Origin of the sequence: Streptomyces griseochromogenes, from assembly GCF_001542625.1 — a bacterium.
Taxonomy (GTDB): Bacteria; Actinomycetota; Actinomycetes; order Streptomycetales; family Streptomycetaceae; genus Streptomyces; species Streptomyces griseochromogenes.
The window spans coordinates 971415-985338 of record NZ_CP016279.1 but is presented as its reverse complement, the minus strand read 5'-3'; the positions used below and the strand labels follow the sequence as shown (position 1 = coordinate 985338).

At 71.8% G+C, this 13924-nt stretch carries 12 protein-coding genes; 5 read left to right on the top strand and 7 right to left on the bottom strand.

The genetic code is table 11. The annotated features are described in order from the left end of the window. Positions 1 to 131: 131 nt before the first annotated feature. Positions 132 to 1589, top strand: coding sequence for a PspC domain-containing protein (locus AVL59_RS04705; protein WP_067299915.1), 1458 nt, complete (start codon positions 132 to 134; stop codon positions 1587 to 1589). Beyond that, complete coding sequence (locus AVL59_RS04700) at positions 1576 to 1809, top strand: hypothetical protein (RefSeq protein WP_067299914.1); 234 nt, start codon at positions 1576 to 1578, stop codon at positions 1807 to 1809. Before AVL59_RS04705 ends, AVL59_RS04700 begins: the two co-directional genes overlap by 14 nt. 22 nt (positions 1810 to 1831) lie before the next feature. On the opposite strand, the gene AVL59_RS04695 is transcribed toward AVL59_RS04700, so the two are convergent. Next, a complete protein-coding gene (locus tag AVL59_RS04695) occupies positions 1832 to 2362 on the bottom strand; it encodes a DoxX family membrane protein (RefSeq protein ID WP_067299913.1) in 531 nt (176 codons plus the stop codon). Between the two features lie 349 nt (positions 2363 to 2711). Beyond that, complete coding sequence (locus AVL59_RS04690) at positions 2712 to 3998, bottom strand: hypothetical protein (protein ID WP_067299912.1); 1287 nt, start codon at positions 3996 to 3998, stop codon at positions 2712 to 2714. A gap of 190 nt (positions 3999 to 4188) precedes the next feature. Here AVL59_RS04690 and AVL59_RS04685 point away from each other — a divergent pair, with 190 nt between their 5' ends. Further along, the gene (locus AVL59_RS04685) at positions 4189 to 5091 is read left to right on the top strand and encodes a DUF4429 domain-containing protein (RefSeq protein ID WP_067299911.1); all 903 of its coding nucleotides are present in this window, start codon (positions 4189 to 4191) and stop codon (positions 5089 to 5091) included. A gap of 6 nt (positions 5092 to 5097) precedes the next feature. Here the strand turns inward: AVL59_RS04685 and AVL59_RS04680 are convergent, their stop codons facing one another. Then, positions 5098 to 5892 (bottom strand): class II aldolase/adducin family protein, encoded by a 795-nt coding sequence (locus AVL59_RS04680; protein ID WP_067299910.1) that lies wholly within the window; start codon positions 5890 to 5892, stop codon positions 5098 to 5100. Between the two features lie 140 nt (positions 5893 to 6032). On the opposite strand from AVL59_RS04680, the gene AVL59_RS04675 reads away from it, so the two are divergent. After that, positions 6033 to 6500 carry a pyridoxamine 5'-phosphate oxidase family protein gene (locus AVL59_RS04675; protein WP_067299909.1) on the top strand — a complete coding sequence of 156 codons (468 nt, stop codon included), beginning with the start codon at positions 6033 to 6035 and terminating at the stop codon, positions 6498 to 6500. A gap of 18 nt (positions 6501 to 6518) precedes the next feature. On the opposite strand, the gene guaA is transcribed toward AVL59_RS04675, so the two are convergent. After that, entirely contained in the window at positions 6519 to 8099 is a 1581-nt protein-coding gene (gene guaA / locus AVL59_RS04670; protein WP_067299908.1) for a glutamine-hydrolyzing GMP synthase, read from the bottom strand. A gap of 348 nt (positions 8100 to 8447) precedes the next feature. On the opposite strand from guaA, the gene AVL59_RS04665 reads away from it, so the two are divergent. After that, positions 8448 to 8741 carry a chorismate mutase gene (locus tag AVL59_RS04665; RefSeq protein WP_079146522.1) on the top strand — a complete coding sequence of 98 codons (294 nt, stop codon included), beginning with the start codon at positions 8448 to 8450 and terminating at the stop codon, positions 8739 to 8741. A gap of 671 nt (positions 8742 to 9412) precedes the next feature. On the opposite strand, the gene AVL59_RS04660 is transcribed toward AVL59_RS04665, so the two are convergent. The 3 genes from AVL59_RS04660 to AVL59_RS04650 form a co-directional block, all read right to left on the bottom strand. After that, positions 9413 to 11191, bottom strand: coding sequence for a GMC family oxidoreductase (locus tag AVL59_RS04660; RefSeq protein WP_067299907.1), 1779 nt, complete (start codon positions 11189 to 11191; stop codon positions 9413 to 9415). 73 nt (positions 11192 to 11264) lie between these two features. Beyond that, positions 11265 to 12878, bottom strand: a complete 1614-nt coding sequence (locus AVL59_RS04655) for a succinic semialdehyde dehydrogenase (protein WP_067299906.1) — start codon at positions 12876 to 12878, stop codon at positions 11265 to 11267. A gap of 127 nt (positions 12879 to 13005) precedes the next feature. Further along, positions 13006 to 13905, bottom strand: a complete 900-nt coding sequence (locus tag AVL59_RS04650) for a serine/threonine-protein kinase (RefSeq protein WP_067299905.1) — start codon at positions 13903 to 13905, stop codon at positions 13006 to 13008. Between the last annotated feature and the right edge of the window lie 19 nt (positions 13906 to 13924).

Below are 13924 nucleotides of genomic sequence, written 5' to 3'. Positions count from 1 at the left end.
CCCTCACCCGTCCGAAATGCACCGCCGACCCGGGCTCGGACATCTCCCCGCCCCGTCTCAGGGCAGATCTCAGGGTTCGCCCAGGGTCATCCCGACTGCCGTCGCGGCCGCCGGGCCGTCACCATGGACGCATGACGGATCACGAGCACGCCGCGACGGGTCCGGGACCCGGCCCCGGCCCGCGCCCGGCCCCGGGCACCGGACCGACGGATGCCGCGCCCGCCGCGACGGGAACCGCCGGTACCGGTGCGGCCAGTGCCGGTAGGGAGAAGACAGCGAAGGCAGAGGAGAAGAAAGAGGAGCAGGACGCCCTCGACGCCCCCCACCGCTTCCGGCGCGACCGCCGGCACAAGATGATCGCCGGTGTGTGTGCCGGGCTCGGGCGGCAGACCGACATGGACCCGGTGATCTTCCGGATCACCCTGGCCGTGCTGGCCGCGACCGGCGGCATCGGTCTCCTTTTCTACGGGTTCGCCTGGCTCCTCGTGCCCTACGACGAGGAAGAGGAGAACGAGGTCCGCAGACTGCTGACCGGACGGGTCGACGGCCAGGCCCTGGCGGCGGTCATGTTCGCCCTGGTCGGCTGCGGAATCTTCCTGACCATGCTGAGGAACGGCGGGGTGCTGGCCTTCGCCATGGTGCTCTCCCTGCTGCTGGCCGGCGCCGGGTACTGGTCACGGCACCGCGACGCCCACGGCCCCGACCCGCTCGCCGCGCAGGCCGCCGCCGACGCCCCGCCGGAGGCCCAGGCGCCGCCGGTCGCCACCTACTTCCCGTCGTGGTGGCGGGACCCGATCGTCAAGGACGGCACCCACGTCGGGGGCACCGGCTATCTGTGGGGTCCCGGTGACGCCCGCGACCGGGACCTCGTCTCGGCCGTCGACGTCGGTGTCACCACCCCCTGGACGCACGGGGGCTCCCCGCGGCCCACGCGCAGCGAGCCCCCCATACCTCGCGGCGCCCGCTGGATCGGCGGCTGGGTGTTCCTGCTCGCCCTGCTGGCCGGGGGCCTGGGGACCGGGCTGACCTGGCACACCCACCCGCTGGGCACCAGCCTGCAGGCCGGTCTGGCCTGCGCGCTCGCGGTCCTCGGCCTGGGCATCGCGTTCAGCGCGTTCCTGGGGCGGACGGGAGCCAGGATGGTGTTCCTGGCGATCGTCACGGCGGCGCTGCTCGCGGGAGCGGTGGCCCTGCCCAAGAACATCACGACCCACTGGACGCGGACGTCCTGGCAGCCGGCCTCGGCCGCGGCCGTGCGGTCCGGGTACGAGATCGGTTCCGGCGTGGGCACCCTGGACCTGACCCGGGTGCACCTCGCCGGTGGACAGACGGTGGCCACCGACGCCGAGGTGGGCGCGGGACAGCTGAAGGTGATCGTGCCGGCGGAGGCGACGGTGCGGATGGACATCGACGTGGGGATGGGCGACATCCAGTTGCCCGGCGACAACAGGAAGGACGTGGACGTGAAGCCGGGCAGGCACGAGAGCGTGACGCTGTCGCCGGTCAAGGGCGGCAAGAACACCGGCACGCTGGAGATCGGTCTGCGGATGGGCGTCGGGCAGGTGGAGGTCAGTCGTGCTGCGTCATGAGTTCCAGCCCGGACGGCTGATCGCCGGTCTCGTCTTCGCCGCCGCCGGCACGCTCTACGCCGGTGACGCGGCCGGTCTGTGGGACACCCCGTGGTACGTGATCGTTCCGCTCGTGGTGGGCGGGCTCTGTCTGGCGGCTGTCGCCGCGGTCGTGGCGGGGGGCATACGCAGACGCAGACGCGCCAGGAAGCGGCTGGGGAGCGGCGTCCTGGACGGCTAGCGGGAACCGTCGCCGCACACGGCTAGCGGTGGAGGTCCGCGCGCTGTCGTCGGCGCGCGCGCAGAGCCGCGTCCAAGGAGAAGTACGGGGTTCCGGCGAGGACGAGGGGCAGCCAGGCCATCAGATAGGCGAGGTCGTTGCCGTAGTAGTAGGGCGTGGTGGCCCAGCTCACGGTCAGCCACAGGCTGAGCGAGATCAGTGCGCCGCCGAGGGCGGCCAGGCGGCCGAGCAGGCCGAGCAGGATGCCGATGCCGACGGCCAGCTCACCGAGGGCGATGGCGTAGCCGAATCCGACCGGACTCTTCAGGGCCAGGTCGACCAGGGCCGGGACGGCGGCGGAGTCGCGGGCCGCGTGCATCGTCTCGCCGATCGAGCCGGCGCCGCCGGACTTCATGAAGGCGCTGTCGGTGAGTTTGTCCAGGCCGGCGTAGATGAAGGTGACGCCGAGGAAGACGCGGAGCGGAAGGAGCGCATAGCGGGTGGCGGTGCCCTGCCAGTCGCGACGGCCGTTCAGATGCGAATTTTGGGTGTCCGTCCGAATGCCGTGAGTCATCGTTCCCGCCCGCCTCTCGCCCACCGTGTCAGACCCCTCATTCGACGATACGCACGACGGGGCGGGATCGTTCAATCCTCACCCGGACGTTTTTCCGGATTTCCGGTATTTCGCAAGGACTGGGGCGGACGGGTCGGACGCGGGCGAGCGCTCGGGGTTCCGGACGGCGATCTTCGAGCGGGCGAAGTCGCGCCGGTCGTGGTCCGGACGGTTCAGGGAGGTGAAGGTGACCAGACGCATGACCAGCGCGGGCGCCCGCTCCCCCGCCGCTCGCGCGGGCTGCCGGTGCGGATCCGTCGGTGGGGCGGACGGGACGTCGTCGCTCGCCGGGCCCTTCCACCCACACCGTTCACTCCGTCACTTCGACGATGCAGCGGTTGGTCGCCACCCCGGCCGCGGTGACGACCTGCACCTCCACCGCCCCGGGCTCCACCTCCGCCGGTACGGGCACGGTCAGGACGGTGTCCGTGGGGTTGCGGAAGCCACCGGTGACGGGGACCAGCGGGACGTGGACGTCGACCGCGCCGATGCGGACGACCATCCGGGAGAGGCGGTCGGCGCTCCGGGCCCCCGGCGGCACGAAACCGGTGCCGCGGATCTCGATGTCGTCGCCGGTGCGGATGGGGCCGTCCAGATCGCCGGGCTCGCGGGCGCGGACCACGGAGAGGATCACCGGGCGGCCGCCCTCGGCGTACTTGCCGGCCAGGTAGGTCGCGGCCGAGATCAGCACCACGACCGCGAGTCCCCAGGGCAGGTCGGGCAGTTGGTCGGGGCGGCGGGCCATTCGTACGGCGACGAACAGCAGGGCGACGGCGCTGATGACGACGTACTGGATGTCGGTGAAGGCGCCCCGGCCGGCGTCGTCGGTCAGCAGGTCGGCGGCGCGCGGGCGGTGGGCGGGTACCTTCTGCAGCCGCTGGGTGAGGACGCGCAGGCCGACCACCCGGCGCACCAGCACGGCGATACCGCACACCACGGCCAGGACGGTCACCATGCCCGCCCCGTGCGCGAGGTCGAGACCCGTGATCAGCGCGTCGCGCTCGGCATGCTCGGAGGCGGCGGCCAGGCGGCCCGCCAGCAGCAGGACCGCGTAGACGACGAACAGCACCCAACCGGCCGCCACCGTGCGCGAGGTGGACATCCGGTTGTCCTCGCCGATCACCGGCGCGAGCACCCCGCCGCGCGCCCGGTGGAACCAGGAGGCGGCGCTCAGCGCGCCCGCGACGACGAGCGCGGCGAGCAGTGCGGCGGTGCGCGCGCTGGTCCAGCCCGCGCCGATCGCGGTGAACGACGCGGTGAACAGCAGGACGAGGACCGCGCCCCCCACGGCGTACACGGTGCGCCGCCACAGGCGGGCGAGCCATGCCTCGCCCTCGGCGCGGCCGCGTTCGGCGACCTCCTCCGCCTGCTGGGTCAGCTCCTCGGAGACCCACTGGCGGGAGGCGGAGGCGGAGTGCGCGACGGCGGGCGGCAGCCCCTGCCCGGCAGCGAACTCGTCGCGTGCGCGCAGGAACGCGGCGACGGCCCGCCGGTGCCCCTCGCGGGCGCCGTGCGGACAGCCCCCGCAGGTGCAACCGCCTCCGTGTGCCCTGTCGGCACCCGTTGCCGTCTCCTGCCTCGCCTCCTGCACCGCCACGCCCGACGCCCGCCTTCCCCACGACCCGAGACACGGCCGGCGGCTCGCTCGTCGAGCCTTTCCGCTGCCGTGCAACTCCCCTGCGACGACAGCGAATTGTGCCCTACGCGGAGGCGTCCGGGTCCGCCGGGCCGGGTCACGGGGGGTGAAGTTCGGGCCTGCGTGTTGACCTGGCTGCGAGAATCTCCCCATGGCCGAGGTCATCCAGCGGGACGGCACCTGGGCGTTCGACGGCAGCACGATCCGGATCACCCCCGGGCTCCACCGCTCGGTACCGCTGTTCCGCCAGACGTACGGAGAGGTCGCGGTACCCCTCGCGGCGGTCTCGGACGTCGTCTACGAATCCGAGCGCAGGCACGGCCGGCTGCGCATGCGGCTGCGTGAGGGCGCCGATCCGCTGCTGCAGGCCACGGGCGGGCGGCTGCCGGACGCGGCCGATCCCTACCGGCTGGCGGTGGACGCGGACCGCTCGGGGATCGCCGAGTACGTCGCCGAGGAGATCCGGCACGCGCTGCTGCTCGACGAGGTCCCCAAGGAGCCCACGGCGTCCTATCTGCTGCCGGGCCCGCCGGTGCCGGTCTCGGTGCGGTCCTCCGACGGCACGGTCTCCTTCGACGGCGCCCAGGTCCGCATCGACTGGGCCGACACCTCCGACCGGATCAAGCGCGCGACCGGGCCGCGCATCATCTGCCTCGGCGACCTGGTCCAGGTCGAGTGGCTGCCCAACTCCGGTCACGAGGACGGCTTCCTGCGGTTCGTGACGCGGGAGACCGTGTTCTCCAAGCTGCCGCCCGAGCGGGACCCCTACACCCTCGACCTGTGGGGCAGCGTCCGGCGCGATCTGCTGACCGCACTGGTCGCGGCGGCCGTCACCGCGCGGCGGCCGCATCCCTCCGCCCGCACCGGCGCCGCCTCCACGCTCCGGGACCTGCCGGCGGCCGCCGTACCGGCGCAGCAGGACCGCGACCGGGCGGACCACCACGACGTGCTGCTGCGCCGGCTGCGGGAGCTGGGCGAGCTGCACCGGGACGGGGTCCTCACGGACGAGGAGTTCGCGATGACCAAGGCGGCGGTGCTCAGAGGGTTCGAGTGAGGAGGGTCAGCTGAGCAGGTCCGGTTCGCTGCGGCTGATGTCCTGCCACAGCGGCTGGTAGTTGATCCAGGCCACGAGGTCGCCGCCGAGCTGTTCGCGGGTGGCCACGGCCAGCTTGTGATCGATGAGCGCCGGGCGGCCGGCCGCCTTGGCCATCAGTTGCACCTGGCAGGACCGTTCCAGGGACAGGAACCACCAGGCCGCGGCGTCCACCGAGTCGCCGACCGTCAGCGCCCCGTGGTTGCGCAGCACGAGCGCCTTGCGGGAGCCGAGCGCGGCCGCGATACGGCGGCCCTCCTCGGCGTCGACGGTGACGCCGGTGTAGGCGTCGTAGAGGGCCACGTCCTCGTAGAAGGCGCAGCTCTCCTGGGTGATGGGGTCGACGAGGTCGCCGAGTGCGGCGACGGCCCGGCCGTGCACGGAGTGACAGTGGGCGACGGCGACGACGTCGGGGCGGGCGGCGTGGACCTGGGCGTGCACGGTGAACGCGGCCTGGTTGACGTGGTAGCGGCCTTCGACGACCTGCCCGTCCTGGTTGGCGAGGACGAGGTCGCTGACGGTGACGTGCTTGAACGGCATCCCGAACGGGTTGACCCAGAAGCAGTCGGTGAACTCGGGGTCGCGCGCGGTGATGTAGCCCGAGACCCCGTCCTCGAATCCGGCGCGTCCGAAGATCCGCAGCGCGCCCGCGAGCCGCTCCTTGCGGTGCCGGCGTTCGTCCTCGACCGAGTCGTGCATGGGCGGCATGGCGAACCGCAGCTGGTCGGTGGGCAGCGGCAGGGGCGGGGTGGGCCCGTGCATAGGTCCTCCAGCGGGGGGATTGCTGTACGGGCCGGAAGTTACCGCCGGTCAGCGCAAAAGGGCAGAGCTGTTTTGTAAAGATGACGTACGCAGCGAATACACGACAGAGGTTGTCCGGTTTGCCGGTGAGACTGGCGCGTATGAACTGGGCAGCCTTCACCACCGCCGCACCCGAACTGGCAGAGATCGCCGAGGAGCGCTTCGGCGCCCACCGGCATCACGTCCTCGCGACCCTGCGCAAGGACGGCTCCCCGCGCACCAGCGGCCTGGAGGTCCGCTTCCTGGGCGGAGAGCTGTGGCTCGGCATGATGCCACGCTCCCTCAAGGCCCTCGATCTGCTCCGCGACCCGCGCTTCGCGCTGCAGGCCAACCCCGGGGAGGACACCGGGATGGGCGGCGGGGACGTCCGGGTCGCCGGGCGGGCGTTCGAGGTCGTCGATACGGCGGTGAAGGGGGCGTATGTGAAAGAGGTGGAACCGCCGCAGCCGTTCCACCTCTTCCGCACCGAGCTGACGGAGGTCGTACGGACCTACGTCGAGGACGAGCGGTATCTGGTCGCCCAGGTCTGGAAGCCCGGAGAGCCGGTGCGCACTCTCAAGCGGACGTGACCTTCGAAAGCGGCGGGACTACTCCCACTCGATGGTGCCCGGCGGCTTCGACGTCACGTCGAGCACGACCCGGTTGACGTCCCGGACCTCGTTGGTGATCCGGGTCGAGATGCGGGCGAGGACGTCGTACGGCAGCCGCGACCAGTCGGCGGTCATGGCGTCCTCGGAGGAGACCGGGCGCAGGACGATCGGGTGGCCGTAGGTGCGGCCGTCGCCCTGGACGCCGACCGAGCGGACGTCCGCGAGCAGGACCACCGGGCACTGCCAGATGTCCCGGTCGAGGCCGGCCGCGGTCAGCTCCTCGCGGGCGATGGCGTCGGCGTCGCGGAGGAGGTCCAGACGCTCCTTCGTCACCTCGCCGACGATACGGATGCCGAGACCCGGGCCCGGGAACGGCTGGCGCTGGACGATCTCCTCCGGCAGGCCGAGCTCCTGGCCGACCATGCGGACCTCGTCCTTGAAGAGCTTGCGGAGCGGCTCGATGAGCTTGAACTCCAGGTCCTCGGGGAGGCCGCCGACGTTGTGGTGCGACTTGATGTTGGCGGTGCCGGTGCCGCCGCCGGACTCGACCACGTCGGGGTAGAGGGTCCCCTGGACGAGGAACTCCACGGCCGGGCCCTCGTCCGCGATGATCTCCGCCTGCGCCTGCTCGAAGACGCGGATGAACTCGCGGCCGATGATCTTCCGCTTCTCCTCGGGCTCGCTGACGCCCTTGAGCGCGGTCAGGAAGCGCTCCTCGGCGTCCACGACGACCAGCTTGACGCCGGTCGCGGCCACGAAGTCCTTCTCGACCTGCTCGGTCTCGCCCTTGCGCATCAGGCCGTGGTCGACGTACACGCAGGTCAGCTGGTCGCCGATGGCGCGCGCGACGAGGGCGGCGGCGACGGCGGAGTCCACACCGCCGGACAGACCGCAGATCGCGCGCCTGTCGCCGACCTGCTCGCGGATCGCGGCGACCTGCTCCTCGATCACGTTGCCCGTGGTCCAGGACGGGGTCAGGCCCGCGCCGCGGTACAGGAAGTGCTCCAGCACCTGCTGGCCGTGCGTGGAGTGCATGACCTCGGGGTGGTACTGGACGCCGTAGAGCTTCTTCTCGTCGTTCTCGAAGGCGGCGACCGGGACGACGTCCGTGGACGCGGTGACCGTGAAGCCCTCGGGGGCGGCGGAGCAGGCGTCGCCGTGCGACATCCACACGTGCTGCTCGGCCGGGGTGCCCTCGAAGAGGGTGGACGACGTGCGCGAGACGTGCAGGTCGGTACGGCCGTACTCGCGGGCGCCGGTGTTGTCGACGGTGCCGCCGAGGACCTGCGCCATCAGCTGGAAGCCGTAGCACATGCCGAAGACGGGGACGCCGGCCTCGAAGAGCGCACGGTCCAGGCGGGGGGCGCCCGCCTCGTACACGGACGAGGGGCCGCCGGAGAGGATGATCGCCGCGGGGTTCTTGGCGAGCATCTCGGCTACCGGCATGGTGCTCGGCACGATCTCGCTGTAGACCCGCGCCTCGCGGACGCGACGGGCGATGAGCTGGGCGTACTGCGCGCCGAAGTCGACGACCAGGACGGTGTCGGGAGCGGCGGCAGCGGGAGTCGCTGATGACACGGGGTGCCTTCCGGCGGTCTGGGCGGGGGTCTGTGTCTCCGATTCTAACGGGGTGGGCGTGGGACACCTCGCCGTCCCGCCGGGACTCCGCCCACCCACCCCCCTCACTCGGTCGGCAGAACCGCGAGGACATCACGGCACCCCCATGACATACTGGCTCCATGCTCACGCAGACGACCCGCTTCTTTACCTATGGCACCCGGCCCGCCGGCTGCCATGGTCGTGCTGCTTGAGCGAACGCCAAGCGACTTTCCAGGCGCCCCGGGCCGACAAGGCCCGGGGCGCCTGTCGTTTTCCGGGGTTTGTCGTTCCGGGGCATCCGCCGATCACCCTCCCAGGAGCCCCGACATGACCACCGTGACGACCACGACGACGGCGACGACCACGACGGCCACCGGCGCGGAACAGACCATCGCCGACGCGCGCGAGCGCATCGACGCGCTCGACGACCGGATCATCGGCCTCATCCAGGAGCGGACGGCCGTGTCCGCCGTCGTGCAGGAGACCCGTATCGCCTCGGGCGGGCGGCGCGTGCACCTGTCCCGCGAGATGGAGATCCTCGGCCGCTACCGCGAGGCCCTCGGCAAGCCGGGCACCGCGCTCGCCATGACCCTGCTGGAGCTGTGCCGGGGTCGCATCTGAGTTCGGGCCGCTCTCACCCGTACGGCGCGTGACCGTCCGGGCCACCGCTTCGTTGAGCCCGTTGTCCGTGCCAGCCAGGGGCGGGCCCGACAGAACCACGCGTGGCTCGCTGGAGCGATGAGACGTGCGGGTCGTGCCGCACGTCGTGGGACCTCGCTCCAGGAAAGTGACCGGACGGCAGGGGACAGCAGCCCGGTCACCCATGAGAACGGTCGGCTCCGGGGACGCCCGGGGCCGACCGGCGGAAAATTGCAAAAATGCACCAGTGCCGGGTCAAACGGTTGCGGATGCCTCCACCATCCAGCACGATGCGTGCAAGCCCCCAAGTCCCCTCGCAGACAACGGCATTGATCCATCGCCCGTCCGTCAGAGGTCGAGACCACAGAGCCAGCGGCGCAACCCCCCGGCGCCGCTTCCAGGCACCGGCGCTGCCCTGACGTCGGTGCTGACGAAAGAAGGGCCCCGCGGCTCAAGCACCGCGGGGCCCTTCGTCACGCCCATCTCCTGTGACTCGGATCACAGAAAAGTCGCGTAAGGCGGGACAACCGTCCGGGCCTTTCACTGATCAAACCTGCTGCCGGATCAAGAAGACGGTGAGAAGCGAGTGACCTGCGTTCGGAGGGGGACGCAGGTCACTCGTCGTTTTCCAGGTTTCCGGTTTCCGGCTCCGGCTACTTCTTCGGCGGCACCGCCGGGATCCCCAGGAACGGCAGCTTGAGCGCGCCGAACGCGTCCGCGGGGACCGCCGGGTTCCGCGGTTCCACCGGCTTCAGCCGCTCGTACACCGCTCCCGGCGCCGGACGCGGGTCCTCCTCGCCCTTGTTCGGCCAGTACGACATGGCTCGCTCGGCCTGTGCCGTGATGGTGAGCGACGGGTTCACGCCCAGGTTGGCCGAGACCGCGGCGCCGTCGACCACCGAGATGCCGGGGTGGCCGTAGAGCCGGTGGTACGGGTCGACCACACCGGTCTCCGGGGAGTCGCCGATGGGGCAGCCGCCGAGGAAATGCGCGGTCAGCGGGGTGCCCATCAGCTCGCCGACGTTGCTGCCGGCGAAGCCGTTGATCTCGGTGGCGAGGGCCGACGCGGCCTGAGAGGCGGCCTTGATCTGCTTGGGGTTCGGCGCACCGTGGCCCTGCCGGGCGGTGAGCAGGCCCTTGCCGACGCCACCGGGCTTCAGGTACGTCGTCAGCGAGTTGTCCAGCGACTGCATCACCAGGCCGATGATGGTCCGCTCCGACCAGCGCCGGTTGGACAGGGAGCGGGCGACCAGGACGGGGTGGCGGGCCGCGTTCGCCAGCCAGGCCAGGACGCGCGAGGAGCCCTCGGCGTAGGGGACCTGGAGGATCGACAGGCCGCCCATCGAATTGGAGCCCTTGCCGTAGCGGACGGGCTCGATGTGGGTGTTCTCGTCGGGGTGGACGGAGGACGTGATGGCGACCCCGCGCGTGAAGTCGGCCCTCGGTTCGCCGGTGGCCTTGCGGTAGCGGCGGTCGTCCGTCTGCGCGCCGACCAGCGCCTCGGAGTTGGTGCGGGTCAGGTCGCCGAGACGGGCCGAGAGGTACGGGAGCTGCCCGCCGGCCTTCATGCGGTGCAGCAGGGTCTGGGTGCCGTACGTACCGGCCGCGATCACGACCTTCCGCGCGGTGAAGAGCCGCCCCTCGCCCTTCTTCTTCTCGTCCGTCGGCAGCGTCGCCACCGCGTACCCGCCCCGTGAGTCGTCGGTGACGGACACGACCGTCGTCATGGGGTGGACCACCGCGCCCGCCTTCTCGGCGAGGTACAGGTAGTTCTCGTTGAGGGTGTTCTTCGCGCCGTGGCGGCAGCCGGTCATGCACTCACCGCACTCGGTGCAGGCCTTGCGGGAGGGTCCGGCTCCGCCGAAGTACGGGTCCACGACCTCGCCGCCCGGCTTCGCCTTCGCCGTCCCGTCGGCGTCCTCGCCGTCGCCGAAGAACACGCCGACCGGCGCGAGGTGGAAGGTGTCGCCGACGCCCATCCGCTGTGCCGCCGCCTTCAGGTGCACGTCGGAGGGGGTCATCGTCGGGTTGAGCCGCACGCCGAGCATGCGCTGGGCCTGGTCGTAGTACGGCTTCAGCTCCTCGTGCCAGTCGGTGATGTCCTTCCACTGGGGGTCGTCGAAGAAGGCCTTCGGCGGCACGTAGAGGGTGTTGGCGTAGTTGAGCGAGCCGCCGCCCACCCCCGCGCCCGCGAGCACCATCACGTTGCCCAGCAGGTGGATGCGCTGGATGCCGTAGCAGCCGAGCTTGGGAGCCCACAGGTAGTTTTTCAGGTCCCAGGAGTTGCGGGGCAGGCTCTCGCGGGCGAAGCGGCGGCCGGCTTCCAGGACGCCGACTTTGTATCCCTTCTCGGTGAGGCGCAGGGCGGATACGGAACCGCCGAAGCCTGAGCCGATGACTAGGACGTCGTAGTCGTATGTGTCCTGGGGCACGGGTGTCTCCTCGTCGAGTTCGCGTGCGGGCCGTCTGTGGTTTCTCGCGCAGTTCCCCGCGCCCCTGGGTGGGTCACCTGAACCGGAATGCCTTCATCAGCCGGAGACTGCGGCTCATGAAGGCCGCGTACTTCTCGTCGTCCATGCCCAGCGAAGGAGCCATCGGCAGCAGGCGCTGCTGGGCCACCGTCTGGGCCTCCGTGTACTTGAGGATGCCCTCGGAGCCGTGGCGGCGGCCGAGGCCGGAGTCCTTCATGCCGCCCATCGGGGACTGGACGCTGCCGTAGGCGGGCGCGTAACCCTCGTTGACGTTGACCGTGCCGGTGCGCAGCCGGGAGGCGACGTCGCGGCCGCGGCGGGCGTCCTTGGTCCACACGGAGGCGTTGAGGCCGTACGGCGTGGAGTTGGCGCGCTCGACCGCCTCGTCGTCGGTCTTGAAGCGGTAGATCGACACGACCGGTCCGAAGGTCTCCTCCTCGCACACGGCCATGGAGTCCTCGACGCCGTCGAGGACGGTGGGCTCGAAGAAGTAGGGGCCGATGTCGGGGCGGGCCACGCCGCCCGCGACCACCTTCGCGCCCTTGGCGACGGCCTCCTCCACATGCCGCTCGACGGTCTTCAGCTGTCGCTCCCCGACCAGCGAGCCCATGTCGGCGCCGTAGGCGAGGGAGTTGCCGAGCCGCATGGCCCGCGTGCGGGCGGCGAAGCGCTCCAGGAAGGCGTCGGCGACGGAGTCGTGGACGTACAGCCGCTCGATGGAGATGCAGAGCTGGCCGGCGGAGGAGAAGCAGGCGCGTACGGCGCCGGCGGCCGCCTTCTCGATGTCGGCGTCGTCGAGCACCAGCATGGCGTTCTTGCCGCCGAGTTCGAGGGAGACGCCGACCAGGCGGGCCGCCGCGCCTTGCGCGACCTCGCGCCCTGTGCGGGTGGAGCCGGTGAAGGAGACGTAGTCGGCGTGCCTGACGACCTCCGGGCCGACGACCGGGCCCTCGCCGAGCACGACCTGGAAGACGCCCTCGGGCAGCCCGGCCTCGACGAGCAGGTCACGCGCCCACAGAGCGGTGAGGCAGGTCTCCGTGTCCGGCTTCATCACGACCGCGTTGCCGGCCACGAAGGCGGGCAGCGCGTCGCCGACGGACAGCTCCAGGGGGTAGTTCCAGGGGGCGATCTGGCCGACGACCCCGCGCGCGTGGCGGAGTTCGGTGACCTTCGTCAGGGTCGGCATGGCGCCGGCGTGCCGCTTGGGCCGCAGATAGGCGGGGGCCTTGCGGCCGTAGTGACGGGCCGCGACGGCGACGGCCTGCACCTCCTCGTGCGCGTGCAGACGGGCCTTGCCGGTCTCCAGCTGGATCAGGTCGAGGACCTCGGCCTGGCGGGCGAGGACCAGATCGTGGAAGCGGAGCAGCACCGCGGCACGCTGCCGCACCGGCGTCCTCTCCCACACCGCCTGCGCGGCGCGGGCGGCCCGGAAGGCCTCCAGGACGTCCTCGGGCGTGGACTCGGGCAGGTCGGCCAGCTTCTCGCCGGTGAACGGGGTGTGGTTGGCGGTACGGCCTGAGCCGACGACGCCCTTGGTCAGCCGGGCCACCAGCTCGGGGGTGACCACGTCGGCGGCGGTACGGGCGCCTTCGGGAGCGGGCGCGAGGGGGTTGGTACCGGTGATGTCCGGGGCCTGCGAGTCCGTCATGACGCGCAGGGTATGCCGCGGCGAAGGCTTTGGGTACCCGTCGGTAACGGGGATTCACCGAGTGCTCACACAACGCCAGTGATCACTGGCAGCGAATGCGCTGATCAGCGGGTTGGCACGGTGACGATCACTCGGGTTCGGGTTTTTTCGCGAGGAGCAGGCCCAGCGCGGCGAGCGGGGTGCGGCGGCGGGGCCGGGGAGCGGGGGCGGAGGTCAGGGGGCGGGGTTCCGGGACCGGGGCCCGCCTCGGCGGCGGCGCGCTCTCGTGCACGAGCGCTTGCGCGGCTTCGTCCCCGGCCAGTACCGCCAGCGTCCGCGCGACCTCCTCCGCGCCCGGCCGAGCCTCGGGCTCGCGCGCGTGCAGCCGCGCCAGCAGCGGCCCGAGGGGGCCGGACTCCGCGTCCTCGACGGCGGCGGTGAGGAGCGCGCCCAGCGACCACAGGTCGGAGGCCGGCCCGGCGCCGGGACCCGAGGCACGCTCGGGGGCGACGAACGCGGCGGGGGACTCTTCGGCGTGCCCGTCCCCTATCCCGAAGTCGGTGAGGACGACCCGGCCGGTGCCGGACTCGATCAGGACGTTGGCGGGCTTGACGTCCCGGTGCACGATCCCGACGGCGTAGGCGGCCCGCAGCGCGCCGAGGACCGCGAGCCCGACACGAGCGGCCTCGGCGGGCGGGAGGGGACCGCGCCGGACGGCCTCCCGCAGCGACTCGCCCTCGACCAGCTCCATGACGATCCAGGGGACTCCGTCCTCGCTGACGACATCGTGGATCGTGACGGCCGAGGGGTGCCGCACCCGGGCCGCGGCCCGGGCCTCGCGGTAGAGCCGGTGTGCGACACGCCGGCTCTCCTCGTCGTCGGCCGGATCGGCGGGCAGCGCGGGCCCCTTGACGGCGACCTGTCGCCGCTCCCGTTCGTCGCGGGCGCGCCAGACGGTCCCGGTCGGGCCGGACCCGATGCGCTCGACCAGCCGGTAGCGCCCACCGATCAGATGTCCGTCGGGCGGGAGTTCGCCGTCTGCACTCATGTCACATGAGTACCGCGCG